The 22,073-nt window shown below is 42.5% G+C and carries 15 protein-coding genes and 1 CRISPR repeat array; of the genes, 7 read left to right on the plus strand and 8 right to left on the minus strand.

Annotation, left to right across the window (positions count from 1 at the left end; genetic code table 11):
* Positions 1-293: 293 nt before the first annotated feature.
* Positions 294-2,834: a CRISPR-associated helicase Cas3' gene (cas3, locus tag ACAM39_RS09015; RefSeq protein ID WP_369627415.1), complete on the plus strand. Its 2,541-nt coding sequence runs from the start codon at positions 294-296 to the stop codon at positions 2,832-2,834.
* A gap of 125 nt (positions 2,835-2,959) precedes the next feature.
* Here cas3 and ACAM39_RS09020 read toward each other — a convergent pair whose 3' ends face one another.
* Genes ACAM39_RS09020 through ACAM39_RS09030 form a run of 3 tightly spaced genes read right to left on the minus strand, consistent with a single transcriptional unit; the run spans position 2,960 to position 4,446 of the window.
* Positions 2,960-3,373 (minus strand): protein-export chaperone SecB, encoded by a 414-nt coding sequence (locus ACAM39_RS09020; protein ID WP_369627416.1) that lies wholly within the window; start codon positions 3,371-3,373, stop codon positions 2,960-2,962.
* A gap of 17 nt (positions 3,374-3,390) precedes the next feature.
* Positions 3,391-3,843 carry a hypothetical protein gene (locus ACAM39_RS09025; protein ID WP_369627417.1) on the minus strand — a complete coding sequence of 151 codons (453 nt, stop codon included), beginning with the start codon at positions 3,841-3,843 and terminating at the stop codon, positions 3,391-3,393.
* A 36-nt stretch (positions 3,844-3,879) separates the two neighbouring features.
* Positions 3,880-4,446: a hypothetical protein gene (locus tag ACAM39_RS09030; protein WP_369627418.1), complete on the minus strand. Its 567-nt coding sequence runs from the start codon at positions 4,444-4,446 to the stop codon at positions 3,880-3,882.
* A 156-nt stretch (positions 4,447-4,602) separates the two neighbouring features.
* Here ACAM39_RS09030 and cas5c point away from each other — a divergent pair, with 156 nt between their 5' ends.
* The 6 genes from cas5c (at position 4,603) to cas2 (ending at position 10,427) form a co-directional block, all read left to right on the plus strand.
* Positions 4,603-5,391, plus strand: coding sequence for a type I-C CRISPR-associated protein Cas5c (gene cas5c, locus ACAM39_RS09035; RefSeq protein ID WP_369627419.1), 789 nt, complete (start codon positions 4,603-4,605; stop codon positions 5,389-5,391).
* The gene (gene cas8c / locus ACAM39_RS09040) at positions 5,388-7,433 is read left to right on the plus strand and encodes a type I-C CRISPR-associated protein Cas8c/Csd1 (protein ID WP_369627420.1); all 2,046 of its coding nucleotides are present in this window, start codon (positions 5,388-5,390) and stop codon (positions 7,431-7,433) included. The genes cas5c and cas8c overlap by 4 nt, the downstream gene beginning before the upstream one ends.
* 40 nt (positions 7,434-7,473) lie before the next feature.
* Complete coding sequence (gene cas7c / locus ACAM39_RS09045; protein WP_219332254.1) at positions 7,474-8,352, plus strand: type I-C CRISPR-associated protein Cas7/Csd2; 879 nt, start codon at positions 7,474-7,476, stop codon at positions 8,350-8,352.
* Between the two features lie 63 nt (positions 8,353-8,415).
* Positions 8,416-9,060, plus strand: coding sequence for a CRISPR-associated protein Cas4 (cas4, locus tag ACAM39_RS09050; RefSeq protein ID WP_369627421.1), 645 nt, complete (start codon positions 8,416-8,418; stop codon positions 9,058-9,060).
* 17 nt (positions 9,061-9,077) lie between these two features.
* Positions 9,078-10,109, plus strand: coding sequence for a type I-C CRISPR-associated endonuclease Cas1c (gene cas1c, locus ACAM39_RS09055; RefSeq protein ID WP_369627422.1), 1,032 nt, complete (start codon positions 9,078-9,080; stop codon positions 10,107-10,109).
* A 27-nt stretch (positions 10,110-10,136) separates the two neighbouring features.
* Positions 10,137-10,427, plus strand: a complete 291-nt coding sequence (cas2, locus tag ACAM39_RS09060; protein WP_369627423.1) for a CRISPR-associated endonuclease Cas2 — start codon at positions 10,137-10,139, stop codon at positions 10,425-10,427.
* Between the two features lie 267 nt (positions 10,428-10,694).
* Positions 10,695-13,138: a CRISPR direct-repeat array (repeat unit 32 nt; unit sequence GTCGCACCCCACACGGGTGCGTGGATTGAAAC).
* A 703-nt stretch (positions 13,139-13,841) separates the two neighbouring features.
* Here cas2 and ACAM39_RS09065 read toward each other — a convergent pair.
* The 5 genes from ACAM39_RS09065 to ACAM39_RS09085 form a co-directional block, all read right to left on the minus strand.
* Positions 13,842-14,336, minus strand: a complete 495-nt coding sequence (locus tag ACAM39_RS09065) for a glycoside hydrolase family 108 protein (RefSeq protein ID WP_369627424.1) — start codon at positions 14,334-14,336, stop codon at positions 13,842-13,844.
* 27 nt (positions 14,337-14,363) lie between these two features.
* Positions 14,364-14,570, minus strand: coding sequence for a hypothetical protein (locus ACAM39_RS09070; RefSeq protein WP_369627425.1), 207 nt, complete (start codon positions 14,568-14,570; stop codon positions 14,364-14,366).
* A 122-nt stretch (positions 14,571-14,692) separates the two neighbouring features.
* Positions 14,693-15,172, minus strand: a complete 480-nt coding sequence (locus ACAM39_RS09075; protein ID WP_369627426.1) for a hypothetical protein — start codon at positions 15,170-15,172, stop codon at positions 14,693-14,695.
* Between the two features lie 27 nt (positions 15,173-15,199).
* Positions 15,200-15,388: a hypothetical protein gene (locus ACAM39_RS09080; RefSeq protein WP_369627427.1), complete on the minus strand. Its 189-nt coding sequence runs from the start codon at positions 15,386-15,388 to the stop codon at positions 15,200-15,202.
* Position 15,389: 1 nt separating this feature from the next.
* Positions 15,390-22,070: a TipJ family phage tail tip protein gene (locus tag ACAM39_RS09085; protein WP_369627428.1), complete on the minus strand. Its 6,681-nt coding sequence runs from the start codon at positions 22,068-22,070 to the stop codon at positions 15,390-15,392.
* Between the last annotated feature and the right edge of the window lie 3 nt (positions 22,071-22,073).

The raw sequence follows: 22,073 nt of genomic DNA on the forward strand, positions 1-22,073 counted from the left end.
CTGTACACATATTTCACCTATCGGTACATCTAAATTCATCTAACCGACCATTTTGATTCTCTTATCTGTACATTTATATTCACCTATCTGTACACATAGTTGCTTGAAAATCCGCTACTGTAGGGGATTTCAGAGCGTTTATAATCTTATAATATGAATAACTATAATAATGCTATTTTTTAATAGACAAAAAAATACGACAATAGACGTCGCTTATTTAATCTATTTACTTGCACAATAACAATTAAAGCGGTAAGTTTATACTCAACAAATATTTTTAAATGTTGGTAGATATGCCAAGTTCTGAAAACATTTTTATTGCACATGTTCGTACATCTGATGGTGCAAAACAGGCACTTTTTGATCATTTAACAGGCACAGCAAAAATCGCTAAACAGTTGGCAGATAAAATTGGCTTACCCCTATGTGGCGAGCTAATTGGATTGGTACATGATTTGGGAAAATATAGTGAGGCGTTTCAAACGTATATTAAATCTGCTACAGGTATTTATAATCCTGATGCTGATGATGAATATGTCGATGCCAAAGGGTTAAAGGGGAAAATTGACCACTCTACCGCTGGGGGACAGTGGCTAATAGAAGCCTTAAAAAAATGTAATTATAAAACGTCAAATCCAGAAAAAAACCAAGAAAATGGCAAATTACTTTCCAACATACTTAGCCTTTGCGTGGTATCACATCACAGTGGTTTGATTGATATCTGTGACACGTCTAATAACGCTGTTTTCGATACAAGAATCAGAAAATCCGAAGAAAAGAGCCATTTTAAAGAAGCCAAGGCTAAAGCAACCGAGCAAAAGTTGTTTAATAACTTAGGTGATCATTGGGAACAAACTTTAGTTAGGGAATTTAGTAGCTTTTTTAAACCTTTAAATGAAAAATTTAAGCAGGAAAAAATTTCACAAACCGAATATGACTTTTATACCGGTTTTTTAGTGCGAGTGTTGTTTAGTTGCTTGATTGAAGCTGACCGTAGTAACAGCATCGCTTTTGAATATCCGAACCGAAGCCATGAACTTGTCTTCGTCAAACCCGACTGGCAAGCGGCTATTGATAAGATTGAACTGCGTTATCAGAGCTTTGCCCATAATACTGACTTACATCCTATCAATATTCAACGTAATTTAATTGCCCAAACCTGTCTTGAGAATGCGCAAAAATCCCAAGGCACTTTTAGCCTAACCGTGCCAACGGGTGGTGGAAAAACGCTTGCTAGCCTTCGATTTGCTGTTCATCATGCCAGGCAGCACAATCTAGACCGTATTATTTTTATTATTCCTTTTACAAGTATTATCGAACAAAATGCCAGTGAAGTACGCAAAATCCTTGAAGATGAAGGATTTGAAGGTAGTTGGGTGCTAGAACAACATTCCAATCTTGAGCCTGAGATTCAAACATGGCAGAGTAAATTAATCAGCGATAATTGGAATGCTCCAATTGTGTTTACCACCATGGTACAGTTTTTAGAAAGTTGTTTTGGCGGTGGTACAAAAGGCGTAAGGCGGCTTCATCAAATGACTAATGCTGTGTTGGTATTTGATGAAATCCAGACTTTACCAATTAATTGTTATCACTTATTTATCAATGCGATTAATTTTTTTTCCGTTTTTGGCAACACCACAACCGTACTTTGCACTGCCACACAGCCAGTTTTAGATAAATTATCCACAGAAAAAGCGGTCAAAAACCGCGGCATTTTGCACACACCTACTGAAATCATTGGTGACGATGAATCATTAAAGCATCTTTTTGACACCCTTAAACGCGTGGAAATTCACGACCACACCCAAGTTGCCCTTGATGATGAAGCCATCACTGAATTTGTCCTTGACAAATTTGACACCTTTGCCAGTACCTTGGTGATTGTCAATACCAAAGCATGGGCTATGCAAATTTATCAATCACTCAAAGATAAAGTGGATAGCGAAGCGATTTTTCACCTAAGCACAGGACAATGTGCCAAACATCGCAAAGATTTAATCAAACAAATCAAAGATAGGCTGAAGAATAATTTACCAACCTTGGTAATCTCAACCCAACTTATTGAAGCTGGGGTCGATATTTCGTTCAATTCGGTGATTCGGTTTTTAGCAGGGCTTGATAGTATTTTACAAGCATCTGGTCGGTGCAATCGGCATGGCGAAATGATAGATGACAACAATCAAAGCGTAAAAGGGCAGGTTTTTGTCATTACACCCATGAGCGAGAATTTGCAAAAGCTACCGACAATACAACACGGCAAAACCACCATGCAGCATCTATTTTACAAGTTATCGCTTCCCGAAAACCAAGATAAAAGCCTGTTGCACCCTGAGATGGTAAGTACCTACTTTACCAATTTTTATCAAAATCAGTATGATGAAATGGTCTATCCGATTGATAAACAACACAATTTATTAACGTTATTATCGCTTGGTGATAAACGAGCCAATCAGAATGAAGAAAGATTGAAAAACGGACAATTTCCTCAGCTTTGGCAGTCTTTTATGACAGCGAGTAAAGCCTTTAAAGCCATTGATGCACCGACCAAAGCGATTATCGTGCCGTATGGTGACGAAGGCAAAGATTTAATCACCGATTTGTGTGGTGTACAAGTCAAAGATGCTGATTTTTATAAATTGGTTAAAAAGGCTCAAGCGTTTAGTGTGAATGTATTTCCGTTTATGTTTGATAAATTGGCTGAGGCGAAAGCATTAACGCCAGTTGCAGATACAGGGATTATCATGCTTGAAGAGAAATTTTATGATGAGGTAATGGGGTTAAATCCAAATGGGGATAGTCGGATGGAGTTTTTGAGTTTTGGTGAGTTTTAGAAGAATGAAGGGGAGTAGCTATTAACTACTCCCCTTTAATCAAGATACTTACCTGACTATAAGTGTTTCAATCCACAACTAGCATAATATAGTTGAAGGTTGGCATTATACATCTAGCATAAGTCCTATTCATTATTTTTATTAGAAATATCATTTTTTTTGCTTTCATGTAGTTTAACAAAGTTAATGGTCGGCAAGACGATGGGATTATATCCAGCATTCAATAATATTGTAGAATAAAAAGCCCTAAAATAGGGATATCCTATTGCAGGAGCATTAATTAATAGGAATGGGTCAGTTAAATAATTAAAATCAAGTGGCGTACTAGTTTCAAATTGAGCAATATAAATCACCTTACAACGATAATTATCGTCCGAACTAATTTGCTCTCCTAAAAAAACTATCCCAAAACGATTTTTATCATCTTCATCTAATACTGGATTGAAATCGAATGAAAAGCTGTTTTCTTTTTCAACGTCCTCTTGAAATGGAGAAAGCTCAATAACTACTGCTTTTGTCGAAATCAATTTAATATTCATCGTTAAGTCTACTCTAATTAAGCTACAAGGCGATCATCTTCAACTTCATCAAAAATGTTTTCTAAATGAAAGTTTTTATGACCGTTCAAATGAAACTTGTCACTACTTAATTTCATAGAGTTTATTTGTAAAGTTTTAAGTTGACTTGGGTTAGTTTCTTTTCCATGAATGATATTCGCAAAGTTAGAATTGTTGCTTCCGAGTAAAGCAATTTTCTTTAAATAAGAAGCCTTAATATGATTCTCAATGTAGGAATCAGATTTAGTTGTTAAGATGGTTGATTGGCTATTTACACCAAATAGTTTATAAGTATCAAAATCACCGATTGATTCAATAAATTCATCCACAGTTGGTCCAGTGCTAGTCTCATGGATAGCTAAGAAATCATCAAGAAACTTATCATCATTTACATTTTCTAACCAGCTAACAGCATCACTTAGAATACTGTCATAATATGTATTGATATCCATAATTTCATTCCTGTAAATTTTCTATTGAAATTGGCATTAATCTTTCGGGAAATACCATTCCTTATATTTTATTAAATTACTTGCTTCGGTATAGACTACTAATTGTTGCCTTGTAGGATAAAGAAAGAATTCATTTCTATCTCTTACAAACCGAGTTTGTTTTGTTTCTTCAGAATGAATATCTTGAGCCTTTACAACTTTAAAAGGAAATTTTCTCTCACTTCGATAGTGTCTAATGACATCAGATACAGAAAGATTCCTATATTCTCGTTCTAATCTATCTTTGTCCTGCCTTTTACATTCAGATATTTTTTTCCTAAGGTACTCTTTGTATGCCGAAATTAATTTTTCGAAAAATAATTGAGCGTTAACATTACCAACTAAATCCAAAAATTCCTCTTCGCCAACTTCTACCTTTGCTTTAATAATTACGTAATCTGATTCAATCCAACGATGGGCATAAAAATCAGAATCTGTCCAAAGATAATACCCTTGACCTAGCCACTGCGGTTTACTTCTGTCACTATGAAATGGGGCACGCTGTAAAATATAATCTTTACCATTTTTATTTTTACATGTGTGATAACAGATTATTTCTACCATTAATCCCAAACCAGTATTCAAAAAAATAGATAAAATTCGATAAAGTATTTGCAGTAATCCGTATTATATATTACTATTAATTACTAAACAAATTTTCTAGATTCTTACTTACTATAAGTGAATATAAAAAACATTTAGCATATGAAGGGAGTATTAATGTCACTCAAAAATAATAAAATCACCTTTTCCCTAAAGGCTCGGCAAGCCTTATTTACCGACCCAATCACCCGATTGGGCGGTGAAAAGACCAGTTATCACTTGCCGACTTTTGAGGCCCTAAAAGGGGTGTGCAAAAGCATATATTGGAAGCCAACCATCATTTGGTACATTGACCGTGTAAGAGTGATGAAACCCATCCGCACCCAAACCAAAGGCGTGAAACCCATTAAATTCCACGCTTCGGGCAATGACCTAGCCTATTACACTTATCTCAATGATGTGGAATACCAAGTCGAAGCCCATTTTGAATGGAATTTGCACCGCCCCGAACTCGAAGCCGACCGCATTGATGGCAAGCATTACAGTATTGCCAAGCGTATGCTCGAAAAAGGGGGACGGCAAGACATTTTCTTGGGTGCAAGAGAATGCCAAGGCTATGTTGAACCTTGTGAATTTGGCAGTGGCGAAAGCTTTTATGATACAAATAATGAAGAACCTTTAAGTTATGGTCTGATGTTTCATTCCTTTGCTTATCCTGACGAAACAGGCATCAACGAACTGTATAGCCGTTTTTGGTACGCCAATATGCAAAATGGCATTATCACCTTTCCAAAGCCAACTGATAACTTAGCCAATGATGCCAAAAATGGTATGCCTAACCGTTTTGTCCGAGAGATGACAGCCAAAGCTTTTGGTATTGGTGACAATTTGCAAGCAGTTGATGAATTGGCAGACGAGTTGGCAAAAGAATTGTCTGACAAATTAAATCATGGGGGTGAAAAATGAGTTGGTTATCAAGACTTTATCATACCTATGAGCAGGTCAAAGATAACGCTGACGCACAGTTACATTATGCGTTAATGCCGTATTATCACGTCAAACAAAACGTGCAAATCATCGTAACGATCAATGATAAAGGCGATTTTGTTTCGGCTCGCTTGGCTCGTGATGGCAATGGCAAGTTAAAATCGCAAGTCACCACCATTCCAGCGACCAATGATTCAGCCACTCGCACATCAAGTCCTGTGGCTCATCCCTTAGCGGATAAACTGCAATATGTCGCCAAAGACTTTTTCATCAAGTCAAAAAACAAAAAAGACGTGTTTGATTTGTTTGAGAAAACACTGACCGACTGGTGTCAATCCCCGTTTAGCCACCCAAAAGCCCAAGCAGTGTTAAGATACACACAAAAAGGCACATTGACCCAAGATTTAATCAATGCAGGCATTATCCTTGCTGATGAGACAGGCAATATTCTTTACGTCAAAAATGCCAGTGATTATCCTGACAGTATTTTAGCTTTATTGGTTAAAAATGGTGGCGAATTTGACCAAGGTTCTGCGTTCGTGGCATGGGAAGTAATTAATGCGGATATCGCTCAAGGCGATATTACCACTTGGAAAGATGACAGCTTGTTTACCGCTTGGCAAAATTATTATGCCAGTTTTGATAGCAAGGAAGGTTTTTGTCATGTCACAGGTGAACATAAAGCCCTTGCCAGTAAACATCCCAACCGAGTGCTAAAAAGTGCCAGTAATGCTAAATTAATATCTGCCAATGACATGAGCGGATTTACCTTTTTGGGACGGTTTACCGATGATGATAAATCGATTGCCAAACAAGGTTATCAAGCGGTTAATATCAGTGCTGAAGTCACCGAAAAAGCCCACGCTGCCCTAGCGTGGTTACTCACCAGTCAAGGGCATGAAGAATCAGGACAGGCGATGGTGGCTTGGGCGATTGATGGCAGTAAAATTCCACAGCCCTATAAACCCATTGTGCCACAAGCAATGATTGAAGATGCATGGAGCGATTTCGATTCAGAAGAATTTGCCGACATTGATGATAGTGACGAGATTGAAGAACAATCTAGCAAATTGCACCATCATAAAGATATTGGCAGTCAGTTCGCCCATAATCTAAAAAAAACCATGGAAGGCTATCGCCAAAAGCTCACAGATAATGACCAAATCTCAGTGATTAGTCTTGATTCAGCCACCCCTGGGCGAATGGCAGTGACTTATTATTATGAAGCCATGCCTGATGATTATCTTACGGCTATAGCGGATTGGTATGATAATTTTGCTTGGTATGCGTTCTATTTTGATAAAGAGACCAATCAAAAACACATGACCATTCAAGCCCCAACGCCTTATCAAATCGCTGTATCTGCCTATGGTTCGAGAGTATCCGATGCGGTTAGAAAACAAGTCGTCTCACAAGTATTACCTGTGATTGTTGAAGGATATTATCGTCAAATTCCAAAAACCTTAATGGAATTATGTGTAAAACGTGCTTGTAACCCATTAGGCTTAGAAAATTGGGAATGGGAGCAGAACCTAAGCGTAGCTTGCAGTCTATATCGTGGTTATTATAATCGTTTAAAAAATGATAAAAAAAGGAGTTATACCGTGGCATTACAAGAAAATTATACCAGTCGAGATTATTTATATGGTCGGCTATTAGCAATTGCTGAGGATATAGAAAGCTTGGCATTGTATGTAGCAGGTGAAAATCGTGTCACGACTGCCCAACGCTATATGCAACAATTTGCCAACCGTCCTTTCAGCACTTGGCGAAATATTGAACTGTCATTAGACCCCTACATGAAACGTCTGAAAAATAATCGCCCAGATTATTTATTTAATAAACAAAATTTATTAAATGATGTCATGAGCAAGTTTGACATCAACGATTTTAACAACGACGGTCAATTATCTGGTGAGTTTTTGCTAGGTTATCACTGTCAAAAAATGGCGTTTTATCTTACCAAAACTGCCAAAAAAACCGATGAAAAAACTAATATTGAAACACAAGCGGACGCTTAATTTTAATTAAATCAAACCAAATTGTAAAAAGGAACACACCATGAGCCTAACCAAAAAAATCGACTTTGCCCTAATCATTGGTGTTAAAAATGCCAATCCAAACGGCGACCCACTCAACGGCAACCGCCCACGTACCGACTTTGAAGGCAACGGTGAAATCACCGATGTTTGTCTAAAACGTAAAATCCGTGACCGCCTGCAAGAAGATGGCGAAAGCATTTTTGTGCAATCCGATGAAAAGAAAAATGACGGCATGACGAGCCTAAAAAACCGTGCCTATGATGAAAATGTGGGTCTTGGCAAAAAAGCCTTTGAAACCAAAAAAGGCGAAAATCTTGAAAGCAAGCGTGATGCAACTGCCAAACTTGCTTGTGACAAATGGTTTGATGTGCGTGCCTTTGGTCAAGTATTTGCCTTTAAAGCCGATGATAAGAGTGCGGATGGCGTATCCATTCCAATTCGAGGACCTGTGACTATTCAATCGGCTTTTAGCCTTGAACCTGTCGATATCACCAGCACCCAAATTACCAAATCTGTTAGCGGTGAAGGCGATGGTAGCAAAAAAGGTAGTGATACCATGGGTATGAAACACCGTGTTGATGAAGGCATATATGTGACGTTTGGAGCCATTACCCCACAATTAGCCGAACGCACAGGCTTTAGCGACGATGATGCCAACAAAATCAAAGAGACTTTAGTTAAACTGTTTGAAGGCGATGCGTCATCAGCTCGTCCTGAAGGCAGTATGCAAGTAAAAAAAGTGATTTGGTGGGAGCATAACAGCAAATCTGGTCAATACTCTTCAGCCAAAGTGCATAACAGTCTGCGTGAACTGCTTGATGAAAAAGGTAATTTTAATGAATCGGCATTAAAAACCGCATTATCAGGGTTAGAACCACAGATTATTGAAGGTTTTTAACTCATAAATTAATGATACTTTTCAGCCATTTAGACCATGTTTAAATGGCTTCACGAGCTTAAAATGTCCACCCTATACCTATCCCGCCTACAGCATTATTTATTCTGCCCACGCCAATTTGCTCTTATTGAGCTAGAAGACCAATGGGCAGAAAACCAACTCACTGCTGAAGGGCAAATCATGCATGAACGGGTCAATAGTGGCGAAAATGAAACCCGTGGCGATATCCGCACTGTTCGCACCTTGCCACTTGGGCATAGCACCCTTGAGCTTGAAGGCGTAGCAGATGTGGTCGAATACCATCGCCAAGCAGACGACACAGTCATACCCTACCCCATCGAGTACAAACGTGGCAAACCAAAATCACACCGAGCTGATGAAGTGCAACTTATGGCCCAAGCCTTATGCCTTGAAGATATGCACCAATGCACCGTACCAGAGGGGGCACTATTCTATGGCAAAACTCGTCGTCGTCAAGTCGTGGTTTTTGACCAAACCCTGCGAGATTTAACCCTGAATGCGATTAAAGAATGTCAACACATTATCCAAACGGGTATTACCCCAAAACCTGAATATAGCACTGCCAAATGCCGAAACTGCTCACTTAATGAGCTTTGCCATCCCAAAGTTTTTAATAAAAAAGCCAAAGCATGGTTTTCCAAACAACTTAGCCAAAGCCTAAATCAAGACCCAAACGAAAAAGACTAAAAACAAGAGTGTAGCCAATGCGACCCCTTAAAAACACCCTATACGTCCAAACCCAAAACGCATGGCTCAACAAAGATGGCGAAAACATCGTCATGAAAGTCGAGCGAGAAGTCAAAGGACGATTACCAATTCACAAAATTGAGGGCATCGTTTGCTTCGGGCAAGTGGCGTTATCGCCTGCATTGATGGCTCATTGCACTGCAAACGGTATTACTATCACGTTCTTAAATCAATTTGGCAAATTTCAAGCCCGTGTTGAAGGGTCGGTGAGTGGCAATGTATTGCTCCGACGTGAGCAATATCGTATTAGTGATGATAGCGAGAGAAGTTTGGTAATCAGTCAAACCATGATTTTGGCAAAAGTGTTTAATCATCGCCAAGTGATTCGCCGATATTTACGAGATTATAAGGACAATTTAGATGAAAATAGCCAAACTCGTCTAGATAGAGCCCAAAAATACTTAGAACTTGGGTTAAATCGAATAGCTCAAACCCAAAACAATGCTGAACTTTTAGGGCGAGAAGGCGAAATGGCAGGCGAATATTTTGCTGTTTTCCCCCATTTTATCCGAAATGCTGATTTTGACTTCCACAAACGTACTCGCAATCCGCCAACCGATGCTATCAATGCCCTACTCTCCTTTGCTTACACACTGATGACCCACGAATGTCGCAGTAGTCTAGAAACGGTAGGGCTTGACCCCAATAGTGGCTTTTTTCATCAACTGCGAGCAGGGCGACCCAGCCTTGCATTAGATTTGGTGGAAGAATTTCGCCCCATGCTTGACCGTTTTGTCTTATCTTTAATCAATAAAAAGCAATTTGGTAAAAAGGATTTCACGACCCTTGAGAATGGGGCTGTGGCATTAAAAGATGACGCTCGGCAATTATTCTTGAAGGCTTGGCACGACCGCAAGCAACAAACGCTGTATCATGATTGGTTTGAAGAAGCCGTACCATTTGGACTTTTGCCGCACTTACAGGCGACCATTATGGCTCGGCACATTCGAGGCGATATTGATAGCTATGTACCATTTTTATGGAAGTAGAAACAAAAAAATAAAGGAAATTAAACCATGATGATTTTGGTCACTTACGATGTCAGTACCCAAGATGAAACAAGTGCTAAAAGGCTGCGCCAGGTTGCTCGCCAATGCCGAAATTATGGGCAACGGGTACAATATTCGGTGTTTGAAATCGAAGTTGACCCCGCCCAATGGACGATGTTAAAAACCAAATTAGAAGGTATTATCAACGCTGAAACGGACAGTTTACGTTATTATTATCTTGGCAAAAACTGGCAACATAAAGTTGAGCATATCGGCGCTAAACCTGCGTTAGATTTGAACGATGTGTTGTTGTTTTAGCAAAATTTTGGTGGTATAAAGATAGACTGTTATAAGGTTATCTTAGGTGAAAAGCAAGAACATAGGGCAAAAGTGCGTGCGAACCGTAAGCTCTCATGTTTTTGCTGGAACATTCGCAAAATTAAATAACAACATGATTTTAAATGAAAATTTCCCTCACGGTAAAAATTCGGTTAGGTTAATCCTAGCCAAATTTCGCTTGTCTTTTAATGATTCGCAAAAACAGCGGTTTTTTAATTGTAATATGAGTCAGTTACAAGATAGGCTGTCGCACCCCACACGGGTGCGTGGATTGAAACTTGAAAGAAGCCAAAACCTATCTAACTACCGTGTCGCACCCCACACGGGTGCGTGGATTGAAACAATCGCTGCAAGAGCAAGGCACGGTTATCACCAGTCGCACCCCACACGGGTGCGTGGATTGAAACTAATACTAATGATATGCGTACTCGCTACATAGGTCGCACCCCACACGGGTGCGTGGATTGAAACCACAATACTCAGTAGTAAATGAATTTATACTTAGTCGCACCCCACACGGGTGCGTGGATTGAAACTACAGCCGTAGCACTAGATGAATTACATGACCGCGTCGCACCCCACACGGGTGCGTGGATTGAAACTCCACGACAAGACAAGTCAGGGGGTCAAATGCTGGTCGCACCCCACACGGGTGCGTGGATTGAAACAAAGTAGGCGAAGGGCGCAGACCACCATTTCACGTCGCACCCCACACGGGTGCGTGGATTGAAACCTTAGAAATAAAGAATATGTTTTCTAGCATTTCGTCGCACCCCACACGGGTGCGTGGATTGAAACCCATGACGTACAAGCTAAAGAATTTGGGTCATAGTCGCACCCCACACGGGTGCGTGGATTGAAACACGGCTTTAGATACATTGTTGGAATTTGATTTGTCGCACCCCACACGGGTGCGTGGATTGAAACGTTTGCATTTAATGTATCAGCAGGTACAGCAGCGTCGCACCCCACACGGGTGCGTGGATTGAAACTCCGACACCACAGAGGACGCTAAAAAAAAGCCGTTGTCGCACCCCACACGGGTGCGTGGATTGAAACAAACAGGTTTTGCGGTCATGTCGCAAGTGGCAGTCGCACCCCACACGGGTGCGTGGATTGAAACACGCGTAACCCACGCGCTAGGCGAACACGCAGGGTCGCACCCCACACGGGTGCGTGGATTGAAACAATCTGCTTGAAAAACTGGTTAATGTGGACTTACGTCGCACCCCACACGGGTGCGTGGATTGAAACATTGTTTTTACGGATATAGTCAAGGAATGGGATGTCGCACCCCACACGGGTGCGTGGATTGAAACATGAATGGCACTGGTGGTATGAGTCAAGGCATTGTCGCACCCCACACGGGTGCGTGGATTGAAACATTTAGACGGTTACTTTTTCCCACACATCACTATCGTCGCACCCCACACGGGTGCGTGGATTGAAACAACAACTTGAACTTGATTATCCATGACTTACTCCGTCGCACCTCACACGGGTGCGTGGATTGAAACCTCAACAGCCAAAGCCATATCATCAAAGCCAAAGGTCGCACCCCACACGGGTGCGTGGATTGAAACTCTTTGGGCTTGTCCTGTCTGTGCTAATCAGATGTCGCACCCCACACGGGTGCGTGGATTGAAACTCACTATCCTTTAAATAAATAGTTTTTGGGCATTGTCGCACCCCACACGGGTGCGTGGATTGAAACTTTGTCTGTTGGTGCTGTGTCTGTTCCTTTGTGTCGCACCCCACACGGGTGCGTGGATTGAAACATTAGCCATTGCATTAACCTATGAGCGTTTGAGTCGCACCCCACACGGGTGCGTGGATTGAAACAATGCTGTGAAGTTTGGCAATACGTCAATTCAAAAGTCGCACCCCACACGGGTGCGTGGATTGAAACCTTGTCTTTATAAAACTTGCTTTCATCACAGAAGTCGCACCCCACACGGGTGCGTGGATTGAAACATCTAAAGGTGTTCAAGATAAGTTAGACGCTCAGTCGCACCCCACACGGGTGCGTGGATTGAAACATGGTGTTAGGTGTAGCAGGACTTATTTGGCGGTCGCACCCCACACGGGTGCGTGGATTGAAACGCTGATATTTGCGCCACGTACTAGCCCATTTAAGTCGCACCCCACACGGGTGCGTGGATTGAAACAGTGCGCGGCAAAGCATTTTTGTTTGACCACTGTCGCACCCCACACGGGTGCGTGGATTGAAACATAGATGCCAAAGTCATTACATGTATCAACGGCGTCGCACCCCACACGGGTGCGTGGATTGAAACATCCGTCAAGGTAATGCCTTGATTGCCTTCAGCTGGTCGCACCCCACACGGGTGCGTGGATTGAAACTAGTAATTCATACAAACTAGCTTTATTCATTCGTCGCACCCCACACGGGTGCGTGGATTGAAACTCAAAAGGTAGTTTATGTGTGATTGAAAATTGCCGTCGCACCCCACACGGGTGCGTGGATTGAAACCTATCTTGGGAGTACGTTAATTTTAACGCTAGGTCGCACCCCACACGGGTGCGTGGATTGAAACATGACTTGGCGGTAACTCCAAGCCGTGAATATGTCGCACCCCACACGGGTGCGTGGATTGAAACATTTTATTTATCCTTAATCTGTGGGTCGCCCTGTATGTCGCACCCCACACGGGTGCGTGGATGACAACGCCGATATGGAAATGTATAAGGGAGATTCGAAATTCAGGATTACTCGAATCACAGCTTTCCAATCAGTTTGTCCTATCTGTTCAGTACAAATTCAGATAGACTACGGTAAACCAGACCATAAAGAATTATTGTTTGGTCGATGTCGTGAATCGCCACTTGCTCATGTTTATAGTTTTGATAGGGATACTTTAAAAGGATTTTTTTTAGGACATGAAGGCTATTTAAAATAAGCAATGAAACTCAAAAAAAAATAATTCAGTTTCATCTCTTTTAAATTTGAGTGGGGGTCAAAATCCATCTGATTAGAAAACAAGCAAGGCACAATTTGGGCACAAAATGGGCACAAAAAAAATTTCGCTCATTTTTCTGTGCCCAAAATCACAAAAGTGGTCAAAATTTCAAATCTCGAAAAACCATCTAAACCCCTGATATCACTGCAATAAAAAAGCCCCAATCAATCGACTGGGGCTTTTGGAATATGGTAGGCATAATCTGACTCGAACAGACGACCCCCACCATGTCAAGGTGGTTTAAATTCTTTTAAAACAATTATTTGCACTTATTTGGCGTAATTTTGGCGTAAACTATTGATTAAAAAATTGATGCGCTTGCGGGTTCAACTCCCGCCATCTCCACCATATAAATACTTAAAGGTCAATAGCTTAGGTTATTGACCTTTTTGTTTGACAGGATTTGACAGGTTTAGTTATCGATTGCACCGTAATTCAAATTACCTGCGATTCGTCGTACCCAACCTTTGCCAAACGTGCCAAAAGTAGATAAAGACGTATAAAAATTAAGACGCTGGGCGTTAAATTTAAGCACAAAATCACTGGGATTAATCGCTTGTAAAGCTGACAGTGTTACATTGCCAACGATGCCGTCATCTGCAACGCCCAATGCACGTTGCATCATACGCACAGCATTACCGATGCCGTGATTAACAGCGGCATCAAAAAGTTGAAATGCCACTGCATCATGCAACTTATCCCCTTGTATTCGATCCCAAAAACCTGTTTTGTAAATGGGTTTTGCTTGCTCACGTGTCATTGCTCGCATATCGCCGTTGTAACCGTAAGCGCGGGCTGTATTGCGAGTGACGCCCCAGTTAGTTTCACCGCCTGGGTCGCTTGGATGATTAACATAACCACCTTCATGTCCAATGACGCGGTCAAATGCTTTGTTAAAATCGCTCATACTTTATCCTTATAAAATAAAACCGCCTTATTTGGCGGTTAGTTGATTGATTGTGTCGCGCTGTGCTTTGATGATTGCGTCTTTTTTGCGTGACTCATCGCGTGATACTTTAAGACGATAAATGAGATTTGCGACGCCTATTACCATAAAAAATCTCTGTGCATCAATTGGGCTATCAAACGTCTCAGTTTGATAAAACGTCACTGCTGCCGATAGCCATGCAATTGTAGTCACAATAATTGGCAGCACGTTATAGACGTTTGTGTGGACGTCAGGCTTTAATATGCAAAACCATTTGATAAGTGCATAAAGTCCAAAAAATCCAGCAAGCGCACATAAAATAACGCTAGTATTGATCACGATTTACCTCCTTTATCATCGGGTAGCTCAAATTGCACCGGGCTGTATTTATTGACAACTGCCAAGCTATTTTTTGGACTAGACAGCAATACAAGGACAAACTGCAAAATCGCACTTGATAAAAATGACGATATCGCCGCGTATGTGCTTAAGATTACCTCTGGTGGGTCACGTCCGTCTGTCATTGCGATTGATAATGACATGCCGCCAAGCAACCCTAGAAAAGGTTTTGCAACATACAAATAGCGAAACCGCGCGTCGATGTTATCGACTTTAACAAAGATTGACCCAATGCCACCTAATGCGCTAAAAATCCAAACGGGTAGCCAAGACAATAAAAAAGGGGCGGTAATGCCCCACTGGTTAACAATCGGTTTTGGTACTGCATCACCGACCTGCGCAACCGCGATTGTTGATATCATCAGCATGAGCGCAAATACCCAAAGTGTTGATGTTTTAACTCGTTTTTTTGGCATTTACGCCCCCTTAAAAAATAAACCTCGCTATTTGCGAGGCTCTTTGTTCCACTTGTTATCGTACCAGTACCACTGTTCGCTATAGTTTGGCGGTGGCTGTAACGTATATTGAAATCGCTCAATCTCTACTGCCAACATTAAGCTATCAATATCACCGACACGTTGATTTTTGATACTGCCATTACTGTGCAAAACATAAATCGTTAAACTAGACATATTACCTCTTGAGTGCGGTCGCCTTTAGAAAATATCCAGCAGCACCGATGCGTGTACCATTACCAGTGATTTTGATACGGATTTTAGTTGTGCCAGTATTTGTGCTAACAAGAAAAGGAAAAAACATATTTGGATAATAACCAAATGTACCTTTAATCGTCCAAATACCTTGCTGCACATCATTAACAAAACACTCAACGGTAAAGCTACCAGCGCCATCGGGGTTACAACTAATAAGACTAAATTCAACGGCTGTTGATGCACCGTTCGTATCTAAATACAGACTATCAGTAGTGGGCGTACTACCAAAATCATAATATGATGTTTGATTGATTGCTGTAGTAACACTGACTGCTTGACCTTTTATCTGCAATGTATCAACTTGCGCTGTGCCAATTTTCGCTGTCGTAATTTGAGCATCGCCGATTTTCGCTGATGTAATTGCTGCATCTTTGATTTTTGCACTATCGATTGAGCCGTCATGGATGAAAGCCGACTTGATATAAGTACCAGTTGGCACGGTGACCCCATTAATCACCTGCGGCGAATTGAGTATCATAAATGGGCTAACGCCTTTGCCTCCGCCAGGTGACGAGACATAAAAATCATCAGCATTGACAATAAAACTGGATAGTACGCCTGTGTTAGCAAGACCGACGCCCGCGATATGCCCATTGACATCAACCTTTATGCTCCATTGTACGTACAGACCATCAATCGATTTTTGCTGTGTCTGTATCGATGCGGTATTACCAGCGACTGATGTTTGCAATGTGCTAAGTTGCGTCGCCGTCGCACTATCTTTAGTAGCTTGAGTCTGTTTGAACTCATTGATAGTAGCATCGGTTGTGGCAATCTTGGCATCGATATCCTCAGGTGCTGGCGTCCAGTCGGTTGCGATGTTGCCTTTTTCAATCTTTGCTTTGATTCCTTTGGCTGTTGTTGCTACGCGATAAAAGACTGTATTTGCTGGAGCAGTGGCTTTTAAAGTATCGCCAACGTTGTGACCAACAATTGGATAGTTAGCTATATTGGCTTTATTCTGATCGTAAAAACAAATGATGCCGGTTATGCCAATATTGGTAACACCGTTATGATCGTATACTGTACCGACAAATACATCACCTGCCTTGCATGGATAATAATTAGGGTCATGAGCATCAGGGTAGGTGCCTACAGCCACCCCATTACTAGGATCGAAATAGCCTTCTTGCAATCGACTTTGTATAAGCAAATTCCGCCCACCCACTGCCAAGGCGTCGAATTTGGCAGTAAGCTGCTTTTCAGCTGTGGCAATCGCCTGTGTATTATCGCTACTGGTTTTCTCAAGTGACGCAATACGACTGGCGGCTTGACTGGTGCTACTCTCAAGCGTTTCGACACGCTGAGCCGTTGCACTATCAGCATTGGCACGTGCGGTTTCTTCTGCTGCGATACGGGCATTCGTGGTAGCATTGTCCGACTTGTAACTGGCATCTAAGCTGCTGATACGTTGAGACAAAGCGCTGTCTGCATCAGATACGGTTTTTTCAAGGGTAGCAACCTTGGCATTGGTCTGACCGTCCGCTGATTTATAGGCAGCATCGATACTATTAATGCGTTCAGCCGTCGCACTATCTTTAGTAGCTTGAGTCTGTTTGAACTCATTGATAGTAGCATCGGTTGTGGCAATCTTGGCATCGATATCCTCAGGTGCTGGCGTCCAGTCGGTTGCGATGTTGCCTTTTTCAATCTTTGCTTTGATTCCTTTGGCTGTTGTTGCTACGCGATAAAAGACTGTATTTGCTGGAGCAGTGGCTTTTAAAGTATCGCCAACGTTGTGACCAACAATTGGATAGTTAGCTATATTGGCTTTATTCTGATCGTAAAAACAAATGATGCCGGTTATGCCAATATTGGTAACACCGTTATGATCGTATACTGTACCGACAAATACATCACCTGCCTTGCATGGATAATAATTAGGGTCATGAGCATCAGGGTAGGTGCCTACAGCCACCCCATTACTAGGATCGAAATAGCCTTCTTGCAATCGACTTTGTATAAGCAAATTCCGCCCACCCACTGCCAAGGCGTCGAATTTGGCAGTAAGCTGCTTTTCAGCTGTGGCAATCGCCTGTGTATTATCGCTACTGGTTTTCTCAAGTGACGCAATACGACTGGCGGCTTGACTGGTGCTACTCTCAAGCGTTTCGACACGCTGAGCCGTTGCACTATCAGCATTGGCACGTGCGGTTTCTTCTGCTGCGATACGGGCATTCGTGGTAGCATTGTCCGACTTGTAACTGGCATCTAAGCTGCTGATACGTTGAGACAAAGCGCTGTCTGCATCAGATACGGTTTTTTCAAGGGTAGCAACCTTGGCATTGGTCTGACCGTCCGCTGATTTATAGGCAGCATCGATACTATTAATGCGTTCAGCCGTCGCACTATCTGTGGTTGCCTGAGTCTGTTTAAACTCATTGATAGTAGCATCGGTTGTGGCAATCTTGGCATCGATATCCTCAGGTGCTGGCGTCCAGTCGGTTGCGATGTTGCCTTTTTCAATCTTTGCTTTGATTCCTTTGGCTGTTGTTGCTACGCGATAAAAGACTGTATTTGCTGGAGCAGTGGCTTTTAAAGTATCGCCAACGTTGTGACCAACAATTGGATAGTTAGCTATATTGGCTTTATTCTGATCGTAAAAACAAATGATGCCGGTTATGCCAATATTGGTAACACCGTTATGATCGTATACTGTACCGACAAATACATCACCTGCCTTGCATGGATAATAATTAGGGTCATGAGCATCAGGGTAGGTGCCTACAGCCACCCCATTACTAGGATCGAAATAGCCTTCTTGCAATCGACTTTGTATAAGCAAATTCCGCCCACCCACTGCCAAGGCGTCGAATTTGGCAGTAAGCTGCTTTTCAGCTGTGGCAATCGCCTGTGTATTATCGCTACTGGTTTTCTCAAGTGACGCAATACGACTGGCGGCTTGACTGGTGCTACTCTCAAGCGTTTCGACACGCTGAGCCGTTGCACTATCAGCATTGGCACGTGCGGTTTCTTCTGCTGCGATACGGGCATTCGTGGTAGCATTGTCCGACTTGTAACTGGCATCTAAGCTGCTGATACGTTGAGACAAAGCGCTGTCTGCATCAGATACGGTTTTTTCAAGGGTAGCAACCTTGGCATTGGTCTGACCGTCCGCTGATTTATAGGCAGCATCGATACTATTAATGCGTTCAGCCGTCGCACTATCTGTGGTTGCCTGAGTCTGTTTAAACTCATTGATAGTAGCATCGGTTGTGGCAATCTTGGCATCGATATCCTCGGGTGCAGGTGTCCAGTCGGTTGCGATGTTGCCTTTTTCAATCTTTGCTTTGATTCCTTTGGCTGTTGTTGCTACGCGATAAAAGACTGTATTTGCTGGAGCAGTGGCTTTTAAAGTATCGCCAACGTTGTGACCAACAATTGGATAGTTAGCTATATTGGCTTTATTCTGATCGTAAAAACAAATGATGCCGGTTATGCCAATATTGGTAACACCGTTATGATCGTATACTGTACCGACAAATACATCACCTGCCTTGCATGGATAATAATTAGGGTCATGAGCATCAGGGTAGGTGCCTACAGCCACCCCATTACTAGGATCGAAATAGCCTTCTTGCAATCGACTTTGTATAAGCAAATTCCGCCCACCCACTGCCAAGGCGTCGAATTTGGCGTTAGTTGTGGTTGTTGCAATCGCCTGCGCTTGATTAGCATCAATTTTAGTCTGATTAATCGTTGTGATATCGGCCGCAGCTTTATCACTTGCTGATTTAATCGTGTCGATACGTTGGCTTAAAGCAAGGTCGGCACTGGCATAACTGTTATTAATCGTCTGTATCTCGCTCGACAAGGCATTTTGCTGAGACTTAATGCCGCTAATCTCTTGCTTAAAATCCGCCCCGTCTTTTTTGAGCGTATCTACATCAACAACCGCATTGGCAATCGCTTGTTTGCTTTTCTCAATATCAGCCACCGCCGCGTTAAGTTTAGCGGTTTCTGATGCTAAGTTTGCATTGGTTACAGACAGATTTTGACTAATCGCATTGACGCTTGTTTCGATACTTGGAATTTTGCTCACACCAATTTCAAGCGCGGGTATCTTGGCAACACCAGCTTCGAGCGTGGGGATTTTGCCAATCGGTGCTGCCAAATCTTGTGCAAGTTGCGTTTGGGTAATTTGACCGCTTAATAGTGTTAATACTTTATCGGCACTGGCATCTGTCATACCACTGACCCAATTTGACCAGTCGCTTACATTACCAAGTTTATCAACAATGCGCCCACGATAGTATTGGGTTAAGTTGCCTTGTAAGCCATTGATAGTAGTGTTATTGGTTGGGTAAGAGTACATGCCCAGTAACACTGCATCTGAACCATTGGCATTGCTTGCGACTTGTATCTCAGTGTAGTTAGCGTCGCTTGAGCCATTGGCAAATACCCACGACACATCCATGCCAAACAACTTACCCACGGCTTTGATATTCGCAAGCGCAGGCGGTTTACCTTGTTTGCCTGTGATAGTGGTAAGTGCGGAGTTAGTTGCAAGACTTGCCACGTCAAACGGTGATATTGCCGTGACACGCGCCTCATATTGCCCAGCATACACACCCACGATATCAGCGGATACGCCTGTTTGCTTGGGCATAACTATCCAGTTACCGCCATCTTTGCGCCATTCAACTTGATAATGACTTGCCATCGCCACTTGTCCCCAACTAATGGTAAGGGTAGTGACGGCTTGCCCTTGGTGCGTAGCAATCGACTGTGACAGATTAACAAAACCAGGCGCATCGATACGATACGCATCATTCACCGTGATTTTACGTGGTGTGACTTTAACGCTTGACTCAATGCCTGCAAATTTTTTAGGTTCGTATTGCACGCCGGTAATCGTAAAGGTTTCATCATCTTTGGTAATCGACATGACCCGAAATTGCATCAACTGCAAATCAGGGCTATTAATCGCCCAAACGTGTTGTGGCTCGATACTATCAAAAGGTTTATCTACAGTTATGACGCGCCCATTCACCGCCACAATCGCACGGGTTTCGGTGGCGTCTGCCCCGTTGATAAGTAGCGTATCGCCAACTTTTGCGACAACATCACGATCAAGCGTCACAGCATCTTTGGCGTTATTAATTGCAGACACACGTCCGCCGTTAGCTCGACCTGCAAAGATTTCATCCGATATATTGATGATATCGCCCACTTGTGGGATAAAACCGTCAAGACCTGTTTTAAACGACACTTGCTGCGTTTCTAGCTGCTCAGAGAGTAATGCCCATTGTCCAACACGATAGGCTTGGGCTTGTGACGTACAGCCAAACGCTGACATATCAAGCTGACGAATGCCAAGGCGTGCAATAGCCTCTTCATCTTTCACCCACTCATAATCGGTTTCAAAGTCATTATTGGGGTCATCCCAAGCGACTTTTACCACGGTATGACGGTCACGGGCACGGCTACCAGTGTACTTAAACGCACCATCGACCACGTTGGCGCGGCTGTAAGTAAAGACTGGGTCTTTTGGTACATCGGCATTAACGACAATTGACTGACCATTCCAGTAGCTTAATGCGCGAAATACCCCCGCAAGCTGTGATAACACATTGTAAGCGTCTTCAGTTTTTTGCAAGTAAACATTGACGGTAAAACGTGGCTCTTTACCGCCTTTGCCATCATCGACCAGCTCATCACAATAGCGACCCATCTCATACAGTGACCATTTATCCACCATACTGGCGTCAAGGCGCGACCCAATGCCATAGCGTTTTGACAAACACAAATCATAAAACACCCAAGCAGGGTTATTGCTATAGGCTTCAATAAATGTGCCATCCCACAAGCCGCTATAAGTGCGGCTTTGCGCGTTATAGTTGCTAGGTACACGGATGATTTTACCCTTTAGCCGTACCGCCACTTTAGCGACATTTTGAAAGGATTTGGCATCGTACTGTAAGGCAAGCAAGGCGGTATTTGGATAGCGTAACTTGCTATCAATAATCTCTTGCACGGCATCGACATACATTTTATCGCTAATAAGGTCGCTAGTGCTGTTCGGAGTGATACGACGCACACGGATTTGCCAACCTGTTTTTGCTTTTGGCAAGTCAATACGATGCGTGCGCACATACCCGGCCGATGCTTTATCTTCAATTTTGGTAGATAGCACTTCTATCCATGCGCCGCCATCGGTCATCACATCAATGGCGTAATCAATGCGATAGCCTGACACATCGCCATTGCTGCCATTGGTTTGTGCCAGTCTATCCCATTTTAGGCGCACCGCCACCGCTGATAACTGTAAGTTAGTAAAGGCACGGGTAAAAGGGCGGTCATGGCGTAATTCGACGGATACGCCGATTTCATTGACAACACTATCAAACCCTGCAATATGGCTTTGGTCATTGGTACCATTTCTAACGTCAAAACTGACGTTTTTAAAATTATCCACGCCATTGGTTCTAATAGGGGTTTTCTCTAGGCGAATGGATTCCGCCCCGTTTGCCAAGCCTGCGATTTCGCCTTCTGCCAAGCCATATAAAATCTTGACAGTTTGCACGCTCGATACGCTGTCTTGTGCAATCACGGGGGTACGTGGGTTGCTTTCACCTTTTTTATGACCTTGTACTAACATTGT

The sequence above is a fragment of the Moraxella sp. K02 genome (genome assembly GCF_041154755.1).
Classification (GTDB): Bacteria; Pseudomonadota; Gammaproteobacteria; order Pseudomonadales; family Moraxellaceae; genus Faucicola.

What these genes read in the sequence shown, in the direction of transcription:
- cas2 (WP_369627423.1), top strand. Translation starts at nt 10,137, where the DNA reads ATGATGATTTTGGTCACTTACGATGTCAGTACCCAAGATGAAACAAGT.
- cas3 (WP_369627415.1), top strand. Translation starts at nt 294, where the DNA reads ATGCCAAGTTCTGAAAACATTTTTATTGCACATGTTCGTACATCTGAT.
- cas8c (WP_369627420.1), top strand. Translation starts at nt 5,388, where the DNA reads ATGAGTTGGTTATCAAGACTTTATCATACCTATGAGCAGGTCAAAGAT.
- cas5c (WP_369627419.1), top strand. Translation starts at nt 4,603, where the DNA reads ATGTCACTCAAAAATAATAAAATCACCTTTTCCCTAAAGGCTCGGCAA.
- ACAM39_RS09065 (WP_369627424.1), bottom strand. Translation starts at nt 14,336, where the DNA reads ATGAGCGATTTTAACAAAGCATTTGACCGCGTCATTGGACATGAAGGT.
- cas7c (WP_219332254.1), top strand. Translation starts at nt 7,474, where the DNA reads ATGAGCCTAACCAAAAAAATCGACTTTGCCCTAATCATTGGTGTTAAA.
- ACAM39_RS09075 (WP_369627426.1), bottom strand. Translation starts at nt 15,172, where the DNA reads ATGCCAAAAAAACGAGTTAAAACATCAACACTTTGGGTATTTGCGCTC.
- ACAM39_RS09080 (WP_369627427.1), bottom strand. Translation starts at nt 15,388, where the DNA reads ATGTCTAGTTTAACGATTTATGTTTTGCACAGTAATGGCAGTATCAAA.
- ACAM39_RS09025 (WP_369627417.1), bottom strand. Translation starts at nt 3,843, where the DNA reads ATGGATATCAATACATATTATGACAGTATTCTAAGTGATGCTGTTAGC.
- cas1c (WP_369627422.1), top strand. Translation starts at nt 9,078, where the DNA reads ATGCGACCCCTTAAAAACACCCTATACGTCCAAACCCAAAACGCATGG.
- ACAM39_RS09030 (WP_369627418.1), bottom strand. Translation starts at nt 4,446, where the DNA reads ATGGTAGAAATAATCTGTTATCACACATGTAAAAATAAAAATGGTAAA.
- cas4 (WP_369627421.1), top strand. Translation starts at nt 8,416, where the DNA reads ATGTCCACCCTATACCTATCCCGCCTACAGCATTATTTATTCTGCCCA.
- ACAM39_RS09085 (WP_369627428.1), bottom strand. Translation starts at nt 22,070, where the DNA reads ATGTTAGTACAAGGTCATAAAAAAGGTGAAAGCAACCCACGTACCCCC.
- ACAM39_RS09020 (WP_369627416.1), bottom strand. Translation starts at nt 3,373, where the DNA reads ATGAATATTAAATTGATTTCGACAAAAGCAGTAGTTATTGAGCTTTCT.